Annotated in this window: 12 protein-coding genes; 7 read left to right on the forward strand and 5 right to left on the reverse strand. The window is 72.0% G+C overall.

Annotated features, from left to right (window positions below; genetic code table 11):
- The first annotated feature begins 2 nt into the window (after positions 1-2).
- Both kstR and AB0A63_RS12450 read left to right on the forward strand, forming a co-directional pair.
- Positions 3-578 carry a cholesterol catabolism transcriptional regulator KstR gene (kstR, locus tag AB0A63_RS12445; protein WP_360389854.1) on the forward strand — a complete coding sequence of 192 codons (576 nt, stop codon included), beginning with the start codon at positions 3-5 and terminating at the stop codon, positions 576-578.
- Between the two features lie 65 nt (positions 579-643).
- Positions 644-1084: a hypothetical protein gene (locus AB0A63_RS12450; RefSeq protein ID WP_360389138.1), complete on the forward strand. Its 441-nt coding sequence runs from the start codon at positions 644-646 to the stop codon at positions 1082-1084.
- Here AB0A63_RS12450 and AB0A63_RS12455 read toward each other — a convergent pair.
- On the reverse strand, positions 1056-2072 hold the full coding sequence (locus AB0A63_RS12455) for a substrate-binding domain-containing protein (RefSeq protein WP_360389141.1): 1017 nt from the start codon (positions 2070-2072) through the stop codon (positions 1056-1058). The genes AB0A63_RS12450 and AB0A63_RS12455 overlap by 29 nt on opposite strands.
- A 110-nt stretch (positions 2073-2182) precedes the next feature.
- On the opposite strand from AB0A63_RS12455, the gene AB0A63_RS12460 reads away from it, so the two are divergent.
- From AB0A63_RS12460 to AB0A63_RS12480, 5 genes are all read left to right on the forward strand, one after another.
- Positions 2183-4054 carry a discoidin domain-containing protein gene (locus tag AB0A63_RS12460; protein ID WP_360389144.1) on the forward strand — a complete coding sequence of 624 codons (1872 nt, stop codon included), beginning with the start codon at positions 2183-2185 and terminating at the stop codon, positions 4052-4054.
- A 36-nt stretch (positions 4055-4090) separates the two neighbouring features.
- Positions 4091-5908 carry a lectin gene (locus AB0A63_RS12465; protein ID WP_360389147.1) on the forward strand — a complete coding sequence of 606 codons (1818 nt, stop codon included), beginning with the start codon at positions 4091-4093 and terminating at the stop codon, positions 5906-5908.
- A 103-nt stretch (positions 5909-6011) separates the two neighbouring features.
- The gene (locus tag AB0A63_RS12470; RefSeq protein ID WP_360389149.1) at positions 6012-6404 is read left to right on the forward strand and encodes an MmpS family transport accessory protein; all 393 of its coding nucleotides are present in this window, start codon (positions 6012-6014) and stop codon (positions 6402-6404) included.
- Positions 6405-6408: 4 nt separating this feature from the next.
- On the forward strand, positions 6409-7278 hold the full coding sequence (locus AB0A63_RS12475) for an aminoglycoside phosphotransferase family protein (protein ID WP_360389151.1): 870 nt from the start codon (positions 6409-6411) through the stop codon (positions 7276-7278).
- Between the two features lie 61 nt (positions 7279-7339).
- Positions 7340-10366: a BTAD domain-containing putative transcriptional regulator gene (locus AB0A63_RS12480; protein ID WP_360389154.1), complete on the forward strand. Its 3027-nt coding sequence runs from the start codon at positions 7340-7342 to the stop codon at positions 10364-10366.
- A gap of 20 nt (positions 10367-10386) precedes the next feature.
- On the opposite strand, the gene AB0A63_RS12485 is transcribed toward AB0A63_RS12480, so the two are convergent.
- The 4 genes from AB0A63_RS12485 to AB0A63_RS12500 all read right to left on the reverse strand — a co-directional run bounded on the left by AB0A63_RS12485 (position 10387) and on the right by AB0A63_RS12500 (position 14262).
- Positions 10387-11160 carry an ABC transporter permease gene (locus AB0A63_RS12485; protein WP_360389157.1) on the reverse strand — a complete coding sequence of 258 codons (774 nt, stop codon included), beginning with the start codon at positions 11158-11160 and terminating at the stop codon, positions 10387-10389.
- Entirely contained in the window at positions 11157-12131 is a 975-nt protein-coding gene (locus AB0A63_RS12490) for an ATP-binding cassette domain-containing protein (protein ID WP_360389160.1), read from the reverse strand. Before AB0A63_RS12490 ends, AB0A63_RS12485 begins: the two co-directional genes overlap by 4 nt.
- Positions 12132-12209: 78 nt before the next feature.
- Positions 12210-13484: a lanthionine synthetase LanC family protein gene (locus tag AB0A63_RS12495; RefSeq protein ID WP_360389163.1), complete on the reverse strand. Its 1275-nt coding sequence runs from the start codon at positions 13482-13484 to the stop codon at positions 12210-12212.
- Positions 13485-13500: 16 nt separating this feature from the next.
- Positions 13501-14262: a putative protein N(5)-glutamine methyltransferase gene (locus AB0A63_RS12500; RefSeq protein WP_360389166.1), complete on the reverse strand. Its 762-nt coding sequence runs from the start codon at positions 14260-14262 to the stop codon at positions 13501-13503.
- Between the last annotated feature and the right edge of the window lie 94 nt (positions 14263-14356).

Here is a 14356-nt window from a genome sequence, read left to right on the forward strand (position 1 = left end):
TGATGGCGGGCGAGGAGCTGAGCTCGGCCGCCCAGCGCGAGCGGCGCAAGAGGATCGTCGACGCGACCATCGCGCTGGCGTCCAAGGGCGGGTTCGACGCCGTCCAGATGCGGGCGGTGGCCGACCGGGCGGACGTCGCACTCGGCACCCTCTACCGCTACTTCCCCTCGAAGATCCACCTCCTCGTCTCCAGCCTCGCCGTCGAGCTCGAACGCGCGCAGGAGAAGATGGACCGCGCCGCCGTCCCCGGCGACACCGCCTACGACCGCGTGCTGTTCGTGCTCGGCCGCATCACCCGCGGCCTGCAGCGCAACCCGCACCTGACCGAGGCCATGACCCGCGCCTTCACCTTCGCCGACGCCTCGGCCGGTGCCGAGATCGACCGCGTCGCGCTGCTGATGGAGACGATGTTCACGCGCGCGATGACCGACGAGGAGCCGACGGAGGAGCAGAAGGCCATCGCGCGGGTGATCAGCGACGTGTGGCTGTCGAACCTCGTCGCGTGGGTGACCCGGCGGGCCACGGCCACCGACGTGGCGAACCGGCTGGAGCTGACCGTGCGGCTGCTGCTGGCCTGACCCGTGCGGCCGGCCAAGACCCCGCAACCCCGCACAGGGGCGGGATGCGCACCTAAGATCAGCCGGTGACCACGAACCCCGCCGAAGTCGTCCTCACCAGCCGCGGTTCGGCCACCGCCCAGCGCGTGATCGCCGGCGCCTCGCTCGTCGGCATCGCGGCGATCGGCGTCGTGGTCGCCCTGTCCGACCTGCCGTGGTGGGGCATCGCGCTGACCGAGCTGGGCGTGGTGCTCATCGCCCTGATCATGATGGCGATCTGGTCGTCGGCGGCGGAGGACGCCAAGCAGACCACGGCGTTGCGCGCCACGGGCACGACGGTGCTCGCCGACGTCCTGGGCAGCGAGGCGCACGACGACGGGGAGAGCACCTCACACCTGCTGACGCTGTGGGTCCCGGTGCCCGGCGGCGGGTTCGAGGTCGGCCACTGGTGCCACCGCTACGACGGTGAGCAGCAACTGCCGGTACTCGTCGACCCGGTCACGCGCGTGTGGGGCGTTGTGCACTAGCGGTCGACCCGCGCACCACCAACGAGGTCGCGAGCTCGATGTGCAACGCCTCGGACCGGTGACCGTCGAGCATCCGCATGAGCTGCGTGACGGCGATGCTGCCCATCTCCTGCAACGGCTGCCGCACGGTCGTCAGCGGCGGATCGGTCGCCTCGCTCAGGTCGATGTCGTCGAAGCCCGCCACCGACAGGTCCTCGGGCACCCGCAGCCCGAGTGACCGCGCGGCCTGCATCGTGCCGACCGCGACCTTGTCGTTGAAGCACACGACGGCACTCGGCCGCGGGTCCGCCGCCAGCAGGTCCAGCGCCGCACGACGGCCCTCGGCGGTCGTGGGTTCGATGCACCGCACCCGGTCCGCGCTCAGCAGCACCCCCGCCTGGGCCAGCGCGGAGCGGTGCCCGGCCAGCCGCGCGTCACCGGCCAGCCACTCCGACGGGCCCGCGATCACCGCGATGTCGCGGTGCCCCAGCGCGATCAGGTGGTCCGCGACCGCGCGGGCACCGGTGGAGTGCGCGGCCGACACCGAGGCGATGTCCGGCGGCGGTGGCGTGCGCGGGTCGACGACGACGAACGGGAAACCGGCCTGCGCCAACGCCACCAGCTCGTCACCCTCCTCCGGCGGCAGGATGAGGATCGCGCCGTTGACGTCCTGCTGACCGGGCAGGCCGCGCACCGCCTCGCTGTGCTGCGCCGACTCCCCCGCGTCGAGCAGCAGGCGCACACCGTGCAGCTTCAGCGTCTCCGCGACCGACGAGACGATCAGGCCGAAGTAGTCCGTGAGGACGTACGGGCACCGCACGTACACCGTCCGCTGCCCCGGCGGCTGGTCGCGCCGTTCGAGGGCCTGCAACACCAGGTCACGGGTGCGCGGGGCGACGTTGACGTGGTCGTTGAGCACCCGCGAGACGGTCGCGACCGAGACACCGGTCTCGGCGGCGATGGCCCGGAGACTGGCCCGTTGTTTCATCGAACCGGAAGCACGTTCCACCTGGTCACTGTACCGGAACTGGGGCAGGCCATTGACCGTCGCCACGCCGGGGTGTTTCATCCTGGAAAGACTTTGTTTCACAGTGATGAACCTCTGTTACAAGGACGGCGATGAGAACTACCGCGATCGTGGCCCTGGTCCTCGGCCTCACCGCCGCACCTGCGGCGGAAGCCTCCAGCACGCCGGAAGCACGCGTCTGGGTCACCACCCCGGACCGCGCCGAACTCCTGCACGAACGCCCCCGCGTCGCATTCGGCACCACGCCGTCGGACCACCCGACGATCGTGGTCGACCCCGGCCGCGACCACCAAGCGGTCGACGGCTTCGGCGCGTCCATCACCGACTCCAGCGCCGAAGTCCTCCACGGCCTCACCCCCGCCCTGCGCGCGGACACCATGCGCAAGCTCTTCGACCCCCACACCGGCATCGGCATCAGCTTCCTGCGCCAGCCCATCGGCTCCTCCGACTTCACCGCCGCCCCCGAGCACCACACCTACGACGACGTACCGCCCGGGCAGACCGACTTCCCCCTCCGGCACTTCACCATCCGCCACGACGAAGCGAAGATCCTCCCCTTGCTGCGCGAGGCGAAACGCCTCAACCCACAGCTCAAGGTCATGGCCACGCCCTGGAGCCCGCCCGCGTGGATGAAGACCGGCGACTCGCTCATCGGCGGCCGCCTCAAGGACGACCCGCGCATCCACGACGCCTACGCCCGCTACCTGGTCAAGTTCGTCCAGGCCTACACCCGCGCCGGCGTGCCGATCGACTTCCTCTCCGTGCAGAACGAACCGCAGAACCGCACACCGGACGCCTACCCCGGCACCGACATGCCCGTCGCCGACCAGCTCAAGGTCATCGAAGCCCTCGGACCACAACTGCGGGCCGCCAGCCCCCGCACGAAGATCCTCGCCTTCGACCACAACTGGGCCACCCACCCCAACGACGGCACCGCCGAAGCCGACTACCCCCACCAGGTCCTGCGCGCCAAAGCCGCCAGGTGGGTCGCCGGCACCGCCTACCACTGCTACTACGGCGACCCCAGCGCCCAGACCGCACTGCACAACGCCTTCCCGCACAAGGGCATCTGGTTCACCGAGTGCTCCGGCTCCAAGAACGCCACCGACCCACCCGCCAAGGTCTTCAGCGACACGCTGCGCTGGCACGCCCGCAACGTCGTCCTCGGCACCACCCGCAACTGGGCCCGCAGCGCCGTCACCTGGAACATCGCCCTCGACAGCACCGGCGGCCCCCACAACGGCGGCTGCACCACCTGCACCGCCCTGGTCACCGCACACCCCGACGGCACCGTGACCACCGACGCCGAGTACTACACGATCGGCCACCTCGCGAAGTTCGTCCGCCCCGGCGCCCGCCGCATCGCCAGCACCTCCTTCGGCACCACCGGCTGGAACGGCCAGATCATGGACACCGCCTTCCGCAACCCCGACGGCTCCACCGCACTGGTCGTGCACAACCAGAACGACGACCCCCGCACCTTCGCCGTCAACACCGGCGACCGCACCTTCGAGTACACCCTGCCCGGCGGCGCACTGGCCACGTTCACCTGGCCCGCACACCACCGACTCCGCGGCAACCACGACCCCGTCCCGCTCACCGGCGCCACCGCCACCTCCTCCACCGGCGAGAACGCCGCACTCGCCGTCGACGACGACGCCTCCACCCGCTGGACCACCGAAACCACCCAGGCACCCGGCCAGTACCTGCAGATCGACCTCGGCCGCAACCGCGACTTCCGCCGCGTCGCCGTCGACAGCGGCGCCAACCTCGGCGACCACGTCCGCACCTGGCAACTGGACGTGAGCCGCGACGGCACCACCTGGCACACCGTCGCAAAAGGACAGAGCACCGGCCAGCTGACGAACATCGACGTCCGCGGGAACGCCCGATTCCTGCGGATCACCTCCACCGGCACCGCGAACAACTGGTGGAGCATCGCCGACATCCGGCTCTACCGATAACACCCACCAGCGCCCGAACCCCTGCAAGGAGCGCTCATGTCCCGAGAAAAACACCGCTGGCACAGCGCCGCGCTGATCTCCGCCGTCCTGGCCGTCACGGCAGGCACCCACCTCGCCACCCCGGCAACAGCAGCCACCACCGCCAACGTCTGGCTGACCACCGCCGACCGCTCCAACCTCCTGCGCCAGCAAGCAGGAGTCGCATTCGGCAACGGCGGCAGCGGACCGGTCATCACCGTCAACCCCAACTCCACCCACCAGTCCATGATCGGGTTCGGAGCCTCCTTCACCGACTCGGCCGCGTGGAACATCTGGAACTCACCACGCCGCGACGAGATCATGACCAACCTGTTCCACCCGAACACCGGCATCGGCCTGAGCTTCCTGCGCCAGCCGATCGGCGCCTCCGACTTCTCCCGCAGCTTCTACACCTACGACGACGGCGCACCCGACCCGACGCTGTCCCGGTTCTCCACCGCACGCGACAACGCCTACGTCCTCCCGCTCCTGCGCCAGGCCAAAGCACTCAACCCGCAGATCAGCACCATGGCCACACCGTGGAGCGCCCCCGCGTGGATGAAGAACAACAACAGCCTCATCCAGGGCTCCCTCAACGACAGCCAGATCAGCACCTACGCCGACTACCTCGTCAAGTTCACCCAGGCCTACCGGGCAGCAGGCGTACCGATCGACTACCTCAGCGTCCAGAACGAACCCAACTTCGAACCCCCCGGCTACCCCGGCATGCGCATGTCCGCCCAGCAACAGGTCACCGTCATCAACACCCTCGCCCCCAAACTGCGCGCAGCCGGCCAACAGCCCCGCCTGCTCGGCTACGACCACAACTGGGACGACACCACCTACCCCCAAACCGTCAACAACGGCGCCGGCACCAACGTCATCGGCTCCGCCTGGCACTGCTACGGCGGCAACCCCGGCGGCCAGTCCGTCGTCAAGAACAACCAACCCGGCAAGGACATCTTCTTCACCGAGTGCTCCGGCACCCGCTCCGCCACCGACGCCGCCACCTTCCGCGACACCCTGCGCTGGCAAGGCACCAACCTCGCCATCGGCGCCACCCGCAACCACGCCCGCACCGTCGCCCTCTGGAACATGGCACTCGACCAGAACAACGGCCCCGTCATCGGCAGCTGCACCAACTGCACCGGCGTCGTGACCACCAACGGCTCCACCACCGCCTACAACGCCGAGTACTACGTCCTCGGCCACCTCGCCAAGTTCGTCAAACCCGGCGCCGTCCGCATCGACTCCACCGGCTACGGCGACGGCGGCATCCAGAACGTCGCCTTCCGCAACCCCGACGGCTCCATCGCCCTGGTCGCCCTCAACACCGGCGCCGACCAGAACTTCCAGGTCTCCTACGGCGGCCAGACCTTCGGCTACCGCCTCCCCGCCGGCGCCATGGCCACCTTCACCTGGCCCGGCACCCTCGACCCCGGCCAACCCGGCACCCGCACCGGCACCATCACCGGCCTGGGCGGCAAGTGCCTCGACGTCACCGACGGCTCCACCGCCAACGGCAACCAGCCCCAGCTGTGGACCTGCTCCCCCGGCTCCAACCAGACCTGGACCCTCGCCACCGACGGCACCGTCCGCGGCCTCGGCAAGTGCCTCGACGTCACCGGCAACTCCACCGCCGACGGCGCCCCCGTCCAGCTGTGGGACTGCTTCGGCGGACCCAACCAGCGGTGGACCGCCTCCGGCGGCACCCTCGTGAACGCCGGCAGCAACAAGTGCCTCGACGTCACCGGCAACAACACGGCCAACGGCGCGAAGCTGCAGATCTGGACCTGCACGGGAGGGGCCAACCAGCGCTGGACCGTTCCGGCCTAGGACGCTCCGACGGCCGTCATCCCCCGCCTGACACCGCGGGATGACGGCCGTTCAGCCCACCGAACGATGCCGCCGAACGCCGCACCCCATACCGTGGGAAGCCGTGAAGACGCTCGCAGTGGTCGCGGCCCTCGTCCTCGTCGGCGCGGGGTTCGTGGTCGCGATCCGCTACTTCGGCTGGTCGGAGATCACCGGCAAGGCCTGGTCCGTCACCTACGAGGTGACCGGGCCGGGGTCCGCGCCCGTCGCCCTCCGCTACACCGAGAACCCCGACACCCGCAAACGGGACGCACCGCGGACCGTCGACGCCACCGGGGTGGTTCCGTGGACGACGGACGTTGTGATCAACTCGGGGCAGAAGGCGGAGGTGACCGCCACGCCGTCCGGGAACGAGGCGTTGACGTGCCGCATCCTGCTCGACGGCGAACGGGTGTGGGCGAGCGCCACTGCTGCTCCCGGACAGGCGGTGACCTGCACGAAGGTGACCGACAGATGAGGCATTGGTTTTGGTCAACACTGAAGTAATAGAGCAGATCACGCAAGCCACCGTCCACCGCGTCGAGGCGCTCGGCGGCGGCACCTACAACCGGGTCTTCCTCGTCACGGCGGCCGAGGGCGAGCTCGTGGTCAAGATCAGTCCGGGTGAGCAGCCGGGGTTGACCTACGAGCGGGACCTGGTGCGCACCGAGGCGCTGTTCTGCGCGCTCGGGGCGCGGGTCGCGCCGGTGCCGCAGGTCGTGCGCACCGACTTCTCGCGCTCCCACGTCGACGGCGACGTGCTGGTGACGACGAAGCTCGAAGGGACTCCCCTGTTCGGACGGTCCGGTGTGGACCGCGATGCCGTCCAGGAACAGCTCGGTGCGGCCGCGCGGGCGTTGCACACGGTCGAGGGACCGGGGTTCGGCTACCCGCAGCTCGGGCTGCACGAGACGTGGTCGCAGGCGTTCACCGCCATGGTCGAGGCCGTGCAGGCCGACGCGGAGCGCTACGGCGTCGCGTTGCCCCGCATCCCGGTCGACCGGCGGCTGTTCGACGAGGTGCGGACACCGGTGCTGGTGCACTTCGACCTCTGGGACGGCAACGTGCTCGTCGACCGCGGGCTGACCGGGATCGTGGACGGCGAACGCGCGTTCTGGGGTGACCCGGTGGCCGACCTCGTGTCGCCGGCGCTGTTCGGGACCGTCGGCGAGAGCTTCCTGAAGGGGTACGGGCGGGCGCTGACCGACAGCGAGCACGTGCGCCTCGCGGCCTACCGGGCGTACCTCTACGCGATCATGCTCACCGAACGGGTCCCGCGCGGCAGCACCGACGACGGGTTCGAGCGCGTGATCGCCGAAGCGCTCGACGCGGCCGTCCGCGAGCTCGGGTAGCACCGGCAAGATCGGCCCGCCCCGGCGCGCGGAGCGGATCTGGGAAGCTTGACGTGTGCGCGTGGCGTTGCTGGGACCGCTCAGGGTCGAGGAGGACGACGGCACACCGGTCGACATCGGTGGTGCCAGGGTCAGGATGCTCCTCGCCCGGCTGGCGCTCGACCCCGGCCGGCCGGTCTCGCCGGCCACGCTCATCGACGACCTCTGGGGTGAGCAGCCGCCCGCGGACGCCACGAACGCGCTGCAGTCGCTGGTCTCGCGGCTGCGGAAGGTCTGCCCGGACGTGGCGCTGGAGCCCGGTGGGTACCGGCTCGCGGTCGCGGCGGAGGACGTGGACGTCGTCCGGTTCGAACGGCTGCGCGCGGCCGGGCGGCTCGACGAGGCGCTCGGGCTGTGGCGGGGCGAGGCGCTGGCGGACGTGCGGGAGGCGCCGTTCGCGCGGATCGCGGCGGCCGAGCTGGACGAGGCGCGGCTGAGCGCCGAGGAGGACCGGTTCGACCGCGGTGAGCTGGACGTCGCGAAGCTCGCCGCGCTGCACGAGCGGTACCCGTTGCGCGAGCGGCTCGCCGGGCTGCTGATCAGGGCGCTGTGCGCCGACCAGCGGCAGTCCGAGGCGTTGCAGGTCTACGAGGACGTGCGCCGCACGCTCGCCGACGAGCTCGGTGTCGACCCGTCGCGGGAGCTGCGGGACGTGCACCTCGCCGCGTTGCGGGGCGAGCTCGCGCCCAAGCCGGTCGCCGACCGGTTGCCGGTGCGGCTCACCAGCTTCGTGGGACGGGACGAGGAGCTGCGCCGCGTCGGCGACCAGCTCGACCGGGCGCGGCTCGTCACGCTGGTCGGGCCCGGCGGTGCGGGCAAGACGCGGCTCGCGACCGAGGCGGCGGTGCGGCACCGGCTGCACGCCAGGGGCCGGGTCTGGTTCCTGCCGCTGGCCGGCGTGCGGGCGGCCGACGACCTGGTCGGCGCGGTGCTCAGCGCGTTCGACCCGAACTTCACCACCGGCGACCCGTTGCGCAGGGGCAGCGACGGCATGGACCGCATCGCCGAGGCGCTCGCGGCGGGTGAGTCGCTGCTGGTGCTCGACAACTGCGAGCACCTGGTCGAGGCGGCCGCCGAGTTCACCGGCCGGCTGCTGCGGCTCGTGCCGTCCGTGCGGGTGCTCGCCACCAGCCGCGAACCGCTGGCCATCGAGGGCGAGTCGCTGTGCCCGGTGGGACCGCTCGCCGTGCCGGACGGCCGCGCCGACCTCTCCGGGTACGGCTCGGTGCGGCTCTTCCTGGACCGGGCGACCGCGGTGAAGCCCGGCTTCCGGCTCGACGAGTCCACCGCGGACGCCGTCGCGCAGATCTGCCGCCGCCTCGACGGCATGCCGCTCGCGCTGGAGCTGGCCGCCGCACGGCTGCGGTCGATGACCGTGCACCAGATCACCCAGCGGCTCGACGACCGGTTCCGGCTGCTCACCTCCGGCAGCCGCACCGCGCTCCCCCGCCAGCGGACGCTGCGCGCGGTCGTCGAGTGGAGCTGGGACCTGCTGACCGAGCAGGAACGGGAGCTGGCGCGGCGGCTGTCGGTGTTCCCCGCAGGCGCCGACCTCGCCGCGATCGAGCAGATCTGCCGGCACGACCTGTACGTGCTCACGTCGCTGGTCGAGAAGTCCATCGTGGACGTGCTCGACCACGACGAGCCGCGCTACCGGATGCTGGAGACGATCCGGGTGTACGCGGCCGAGCAGCTCGCCGCGTCCGGCGAGACCGCCGAGGTGGTCGCCCGGTTCCGCGACCACTACCGGAGGCTGACCGAGGACTGGGAGCCGCTCACCCGCACCGCCCGGCAGCTGGAGGTCATCGCCGGCTACGAGGCCGAGCACGACAACATCGTGGCCGCGTTGCGCGGGGCGGTCGAGGACCAGGACGCCGACGCGGCCGCGGGCCTGCTCACCGCGGTCTTCTGGTACTGGATGGTGAAGGGCGACAGCAAGCGGGCGGACACGGCGGTGGACGACGTGCTCGCGTTCGGCGACCGGCTGCCCGCCGACGTCCGGGCGGCGCTGACCGCGATGCGGCTGATGATGCGGGTGATGCCGGGAGTGCCGGACGCGGCGGAGACGGCGGCGGTCATCGAGGACTGCGTGCGCGCCGAGTCCATCGAGAGGTTCCCCGCGCTGGCGATCGCCCTGCCGATGCTCGCGTTCGTCAGCAAGAACAAGGACCTCGCGCACCGGGAGGTCCAGCGGGCGGCGGGCAGCTCCGACCCGTGGGCACGGGCGGGCGCGGAGTGGGCGCGCAGCTTCCTGCTGGTCGACGACGGCGACCTGCACGGCGCGGCGGCCGCCCGCGAGCGGGCCTACGAGCTGTTCAGCGCCACCGGCGACCGGTGGGGCACGGCGATGTCGCTCGGGATGAAGGCCGCGTTCGTCTCCCAGACCGGCGACAACCTCGGCGCGATCGCGTTGTACGAACGGGGTCTCGCACTGGCGCAGGAGCTGCGGTCCACGGAGGACGCCGTGCAGCAGCACTGGCGGCTCGCCGTCGAGTACGCGCGCCTGGGCGACCTCGGCGCGGCCCAGCGGCAGCTCGCCGAGGCCGAGCGGTTCGTGCAGGAGACTGGCAACGAGCAGATGTCCGCGATGATCCTCTACGCCAAGGCGGAGATCCGGTTGCGGTGCGGTGCCGTCACCGAGGCCCGCGAGCTGGCCGAGAGCTTCCGCGTGCGCGGCACCGCGGCGGCGCTCGGCGCGTTCGGCGAGGAGTGGTCGGCGATGCTGGAGGCCCGCATCGCGCTGGCCGAGCACCGCTTCGCCGACGCCGAGCAGGGCGTCGCGGTGGCGGTGGAGACGACGTCGGCGCGCAGCGACATGCCCGACCTCGCCGCGGTCACCGAGATCCTCGCCCAGGTGCGGCACGGCCAGGGCGCAGGCGACGTGGCGCTGCGGCTGCTCGCGCTCGTGAAGCTCCTCCGCGGCGGCCTCGACCTCGGCGACCCCGGCGTGCGGGGCCTGATCGCCGAGCTCGGGGAACCGGACGCGGCGCAGGTGCCGAAGGACGACGCGCTGCGGGAGATCCGCAAGGAGGCGGGCCTGCCCGGCTGAGCGGCCCGCCCCTCCTCCGCTCAGACCCGCCTGCGGTAGGCCCACATCGCCGCGGGGAAGAACACCGCCACCACGCCGACCATCCAGATCAGCGACCCGGTCAGCGGCCCCGCGATCGGCCCGCCGTTGAGCAGCCCGCGCAGCGCGTCGGCCATCAGCGTCACCGGGCTGATGTCGGCCCACGCCTTGAGCCAGCCCGGCATCGTGGCGGTGCCGACGAACACGTTGCTGCCGAACGTCAACGGCATGATCAGCACGAACATCATGCCCTGCACGGCCTGCGGCGTCTTGAGCAGCATGCCGACGAACACCGACGCCCAGCAGAAGCACAGGGCGAACAGGATGCCCAGCGCCACCGCGACCAGCAGCTCCACCGGGCCGGTCTGCACCCGGTAGCCCATGATCGTGGCGACCACCAGCAGCACCACGACGCACACGACGTACCGCACGACGTCGGCCAGCACCGCGCCGATCAGCGGCGCGGACCGCGCGATCGGCATGGCGCGGAACCGGTCGAACACGCCCTTGGACGCGTCGGTGTTGAGCTGCACGCCCGCGGTCATGCTGCCCTGCAACAGGTTCATCACCATGATGCCCGGCACGAGCACCTGCAGGTACGCGTCGGTGCTGCCGGCCAGCGCCCCGCCGAACAGGTAGGTGAACATCAGCAGGAAGATGATGGGCGCGAGCGTCACGTCCATCAGCTGCTCCGGGTTCTTGCGGATCTTGAGAATCCCCCGCCACGCCAGGGAGAACCCGTGGCGCACGCCCTTGTCGAACGCGATCGTGCTCACACCAGGCTCCCTTCCGGCGCGGCGGTGCCGGCGGCGTCGGTCTTCTTGCCGGTCAGCGCCAGGAACACCTCGTCGAGCGACGGCAGCCGCAGCGCCAGCTCGTCCGCGGTGATGCCGGCCTCGTCGAGCTTGCGGACCAGCGTCGACAGCAGCACCGGGTCGTCGACCGGCGCGGTGAGCAGCCCGGTGTCGTCGTCGCGCGACGGCCGCGTGCCGGTCAGGTCGCCGAGGATTCGCTGCACCACGTCGAGGTCGTGCACCGACGTCGGCCGCACCTGCAGCGTCTGGCTGCCGACTCGGCGCTTCAGCTCGTCCGGACGTCCCTCCGCGACCACCCGGCCGTGGTCGAACACCGTGATCGTGTCCGCCAGCTGGTCGGCCTCCTCCAGGTACTGCGTCGTCAGCAGCACCGTCGTGCCGTTCGCGACGAGCCGCCGCACGACCGCCCACACCTCGTTGCGCGCGTGCGGGTCCAGGCCGGTGGTCGGCTCGTCGAGGTACAGCACCGCCGGGTCGCCGACCAGGCTCGCCGCCAGGTCGAGCCGCCGGCGCATGCCACCCGAGTACGTCTTGGCGGCCCGTCCCGCCGCGCCGGTGAGCTCGAACTGCTCCAGCAGCTCGGCCGCCCGCGCCCGTGCCCCCGCTCGGGAGTAGTCCATCAGCCTCGCCAGCAGGACCAGGTTCTCCGTGCCGGAGAGGTCCTCGTCCACCGACGCGTACTGCCCGGTCAGCCCGATCAGCCTGCGCACCGCCACCGGGTCCTTCAGCACGTCGTGCCCGCCGACCGTGGCGTGTCCCGCGTCCGGGCGCAGCAACGTGGCCAGCACCCGCACCGCCGTGGTCTTGCCCGCGCCGTTCGGCCCGAGCACGCCCACGACCTTCCCCTCCGGCACCTCCAGGTCCACCCCGTCGAGGGCTTTGGTCTCCCCGTAGTGCTTGACCAGGCCCTCTGCCCTGATCGCCAGTGACATCTCGCGTTCCTCCCTGTGTCGGGAGCAACTGTGCGCCCGCGCGCTGTCAGCGCGCTGGTAACGAGCTGTCAGCGACTGTCAGGGCTGGTCAGGGCCGGTGAGGGCCCACCAGTTGGTCATGCCGGGCACGGCGGTGCCGCCCCGGCCCGCCTGGAACAGGAACCCGGCGATCCCGGCCGCGCCCTGCATCCAGCCGACGCCGGGCGGCAGCAGCGGCTCCTGCGCGCGGTGCTCGGTGAACCGCCAGCAGACGCCGCCCCCGTCCGGCACCGCGCGGTCGACCAGCACGTCGGCGAGGTGCAGCGCGAAGTCCCGCTCCCCCGCGTCGAGCAGCAGCGCCCCCACGCCCGCCGTGCCGCAGCACCGCCCGTCGTTGTCCCAGAAGCCGGGCCGCAGCCGTTCGGGCAACCCGCAGGTGCGCACGGTGCGCGTGCACCGCCGCCGCAGCTCCGCGGTCGTCCGACCGGCCACCTCGGACACCCCGGCGTGCTCCAGGGCGTTCCACAGCAACGCCGTCCCGGCCGGTCCGTGGCACCAGCCGTAGCTGTACTCCTCGAAGTCGTCGCCGAGCCGCGGGATCCGCAGCGGCACCCGGAACCCGCCGCCGGTGAGGTCGGCGAGCGCCACGAGGTGCCGGGCACCGTCGAGGGCGGCAGCGACCCACTCCGGCCGGCCGAGCTCGGCCCCGGCCAGTGCCAGCGCCGTCGCCACGCCCGCCAGCCCGTGGGAGAAGTTCGGCATCTGCCGTTCGACCGGGGAGAACCGCGGCGGCACCATGCGCCAGTTCAGCCCGGACGGCACCTCCTCGCGTTCGGCCAGCAGGATTCCGGCCGCGACCTCGGCCAGCTCGTCCGCCTCCGCGCCGTGCCGCCGCGCCCACACCGCGCCGAGCAGCACCCCGGCGGTGCCGAGCACGACGTCGCTGACCCGTGCGCCGTCGAGGTAGCGCGGCGGCCCGATGGCGGTCTGCGGCCAGCCGTCCGGCGTGACGAGCGCCAGCAGCCGCGCCACGGCGGCGTCCGGGGCCGGCTCGCCCAGTGCGGTCAGCGTGCCGATCGTGCTGACCAGGCCGTGGAACAGGCTGCAGTCCGCGCTCGTCGCGATGCCCGCGGTGACCTGGGCGCGAATCGCGTCGGCCAGCCGCTGCTCCTCCGCCGTCCACGCCCGCACGGCCCTGACCTCCGCCAGGGTCAGCGCCAGTCCGCCGACGCCGTCGTACATGCCGTCGCGGTGGTCCGGGTCGGCCTCGGCGCCCGGCGACGGCGGGACGGCCGCGGTGCCCTCGTCGTACCGGACCTGGTCCAGCACCCACCGCCAGGCGGCCTCGGCGGTGCCGAGGTAGGTCTTGCTCATCACACTTCCGCCGCTCTCACACGGGCTTTGTCCCGATCACCACCGTGCAGTAGTAGTCATCCGACGTCGTCACACGCGCCACCAGCCCGTGCTCGGTCATCGCCGCGGCGGTGAGCGGTGCCTGGTGCTCGCTGGTCTCGATCAGCAGGTGACCACCGGGCGCCAGCCACCCCGGTGCGGCGGCGGCGACCCGCCGGTGCACGTCCACGCCGTCGGAACCGCCGTCCAGGGCGACCAGCGGCTCGTGGTCGCGGGCCTCGGGAGGCATCAGCGCGATCTCGTCGGTCGGCACGTACGGCGCGTTCACCACGAGGACGTCCACCGTGCCGCGCAAAGTCTCCGGCACCGGGCCGAACAGATCACCCTCGTAGACCCGGCCCCGCCCGGCGAGGTTGCGGCGGGCGCAGGCGACGGCCGCGGGCTCGATGTCGGCCGCGTGCAGCTGCGCGCCCTCGACCTCGGCGGCGACCGCCAGCCCCAGCGCCCCGGCGCCGCAGCACAGGTCGAGCACCACCGCTCCTGGCCCGGCCAGCGCCACGGCGTTCTCGACCAGGAACACCGACCGCTGCCGCGGTACGAACACCCCGGCGTCGACCAGCACCCGGTGGCCCCGGAACTCGGCCCAGCCGACGATCACCTCCAGTGGCTCGCCCGCCACCCGGCGGCGCACCAGCCCGTCCAGCTCGGCGGGCGTGGCGGCGGCGTCGAGCAGCAGGCGCGCCTCGTCCTCCGCGAACACGCACCCCGCCGCACGCAGCGTCGCGACCACATCGATCATGGCCGCATTTCTACCAAAGGGCCGCGTGGGACAGCCCGCTCACACCTGTTCCACGCGGCCGTCCCCTGGCGCGGTCAGCCGCTCCACGACGTCC

It is taken from the genome of Lentzea sp. NPDC042327, from assembly GCF_040647275.1.
In the GTDB taxonomy this organism is placed as follows: domain Bacteria; phylum Actinomycetota; class Actinomycetes; order Mycobacteriales; family Pseudonocardiaceae; genus Lentzea.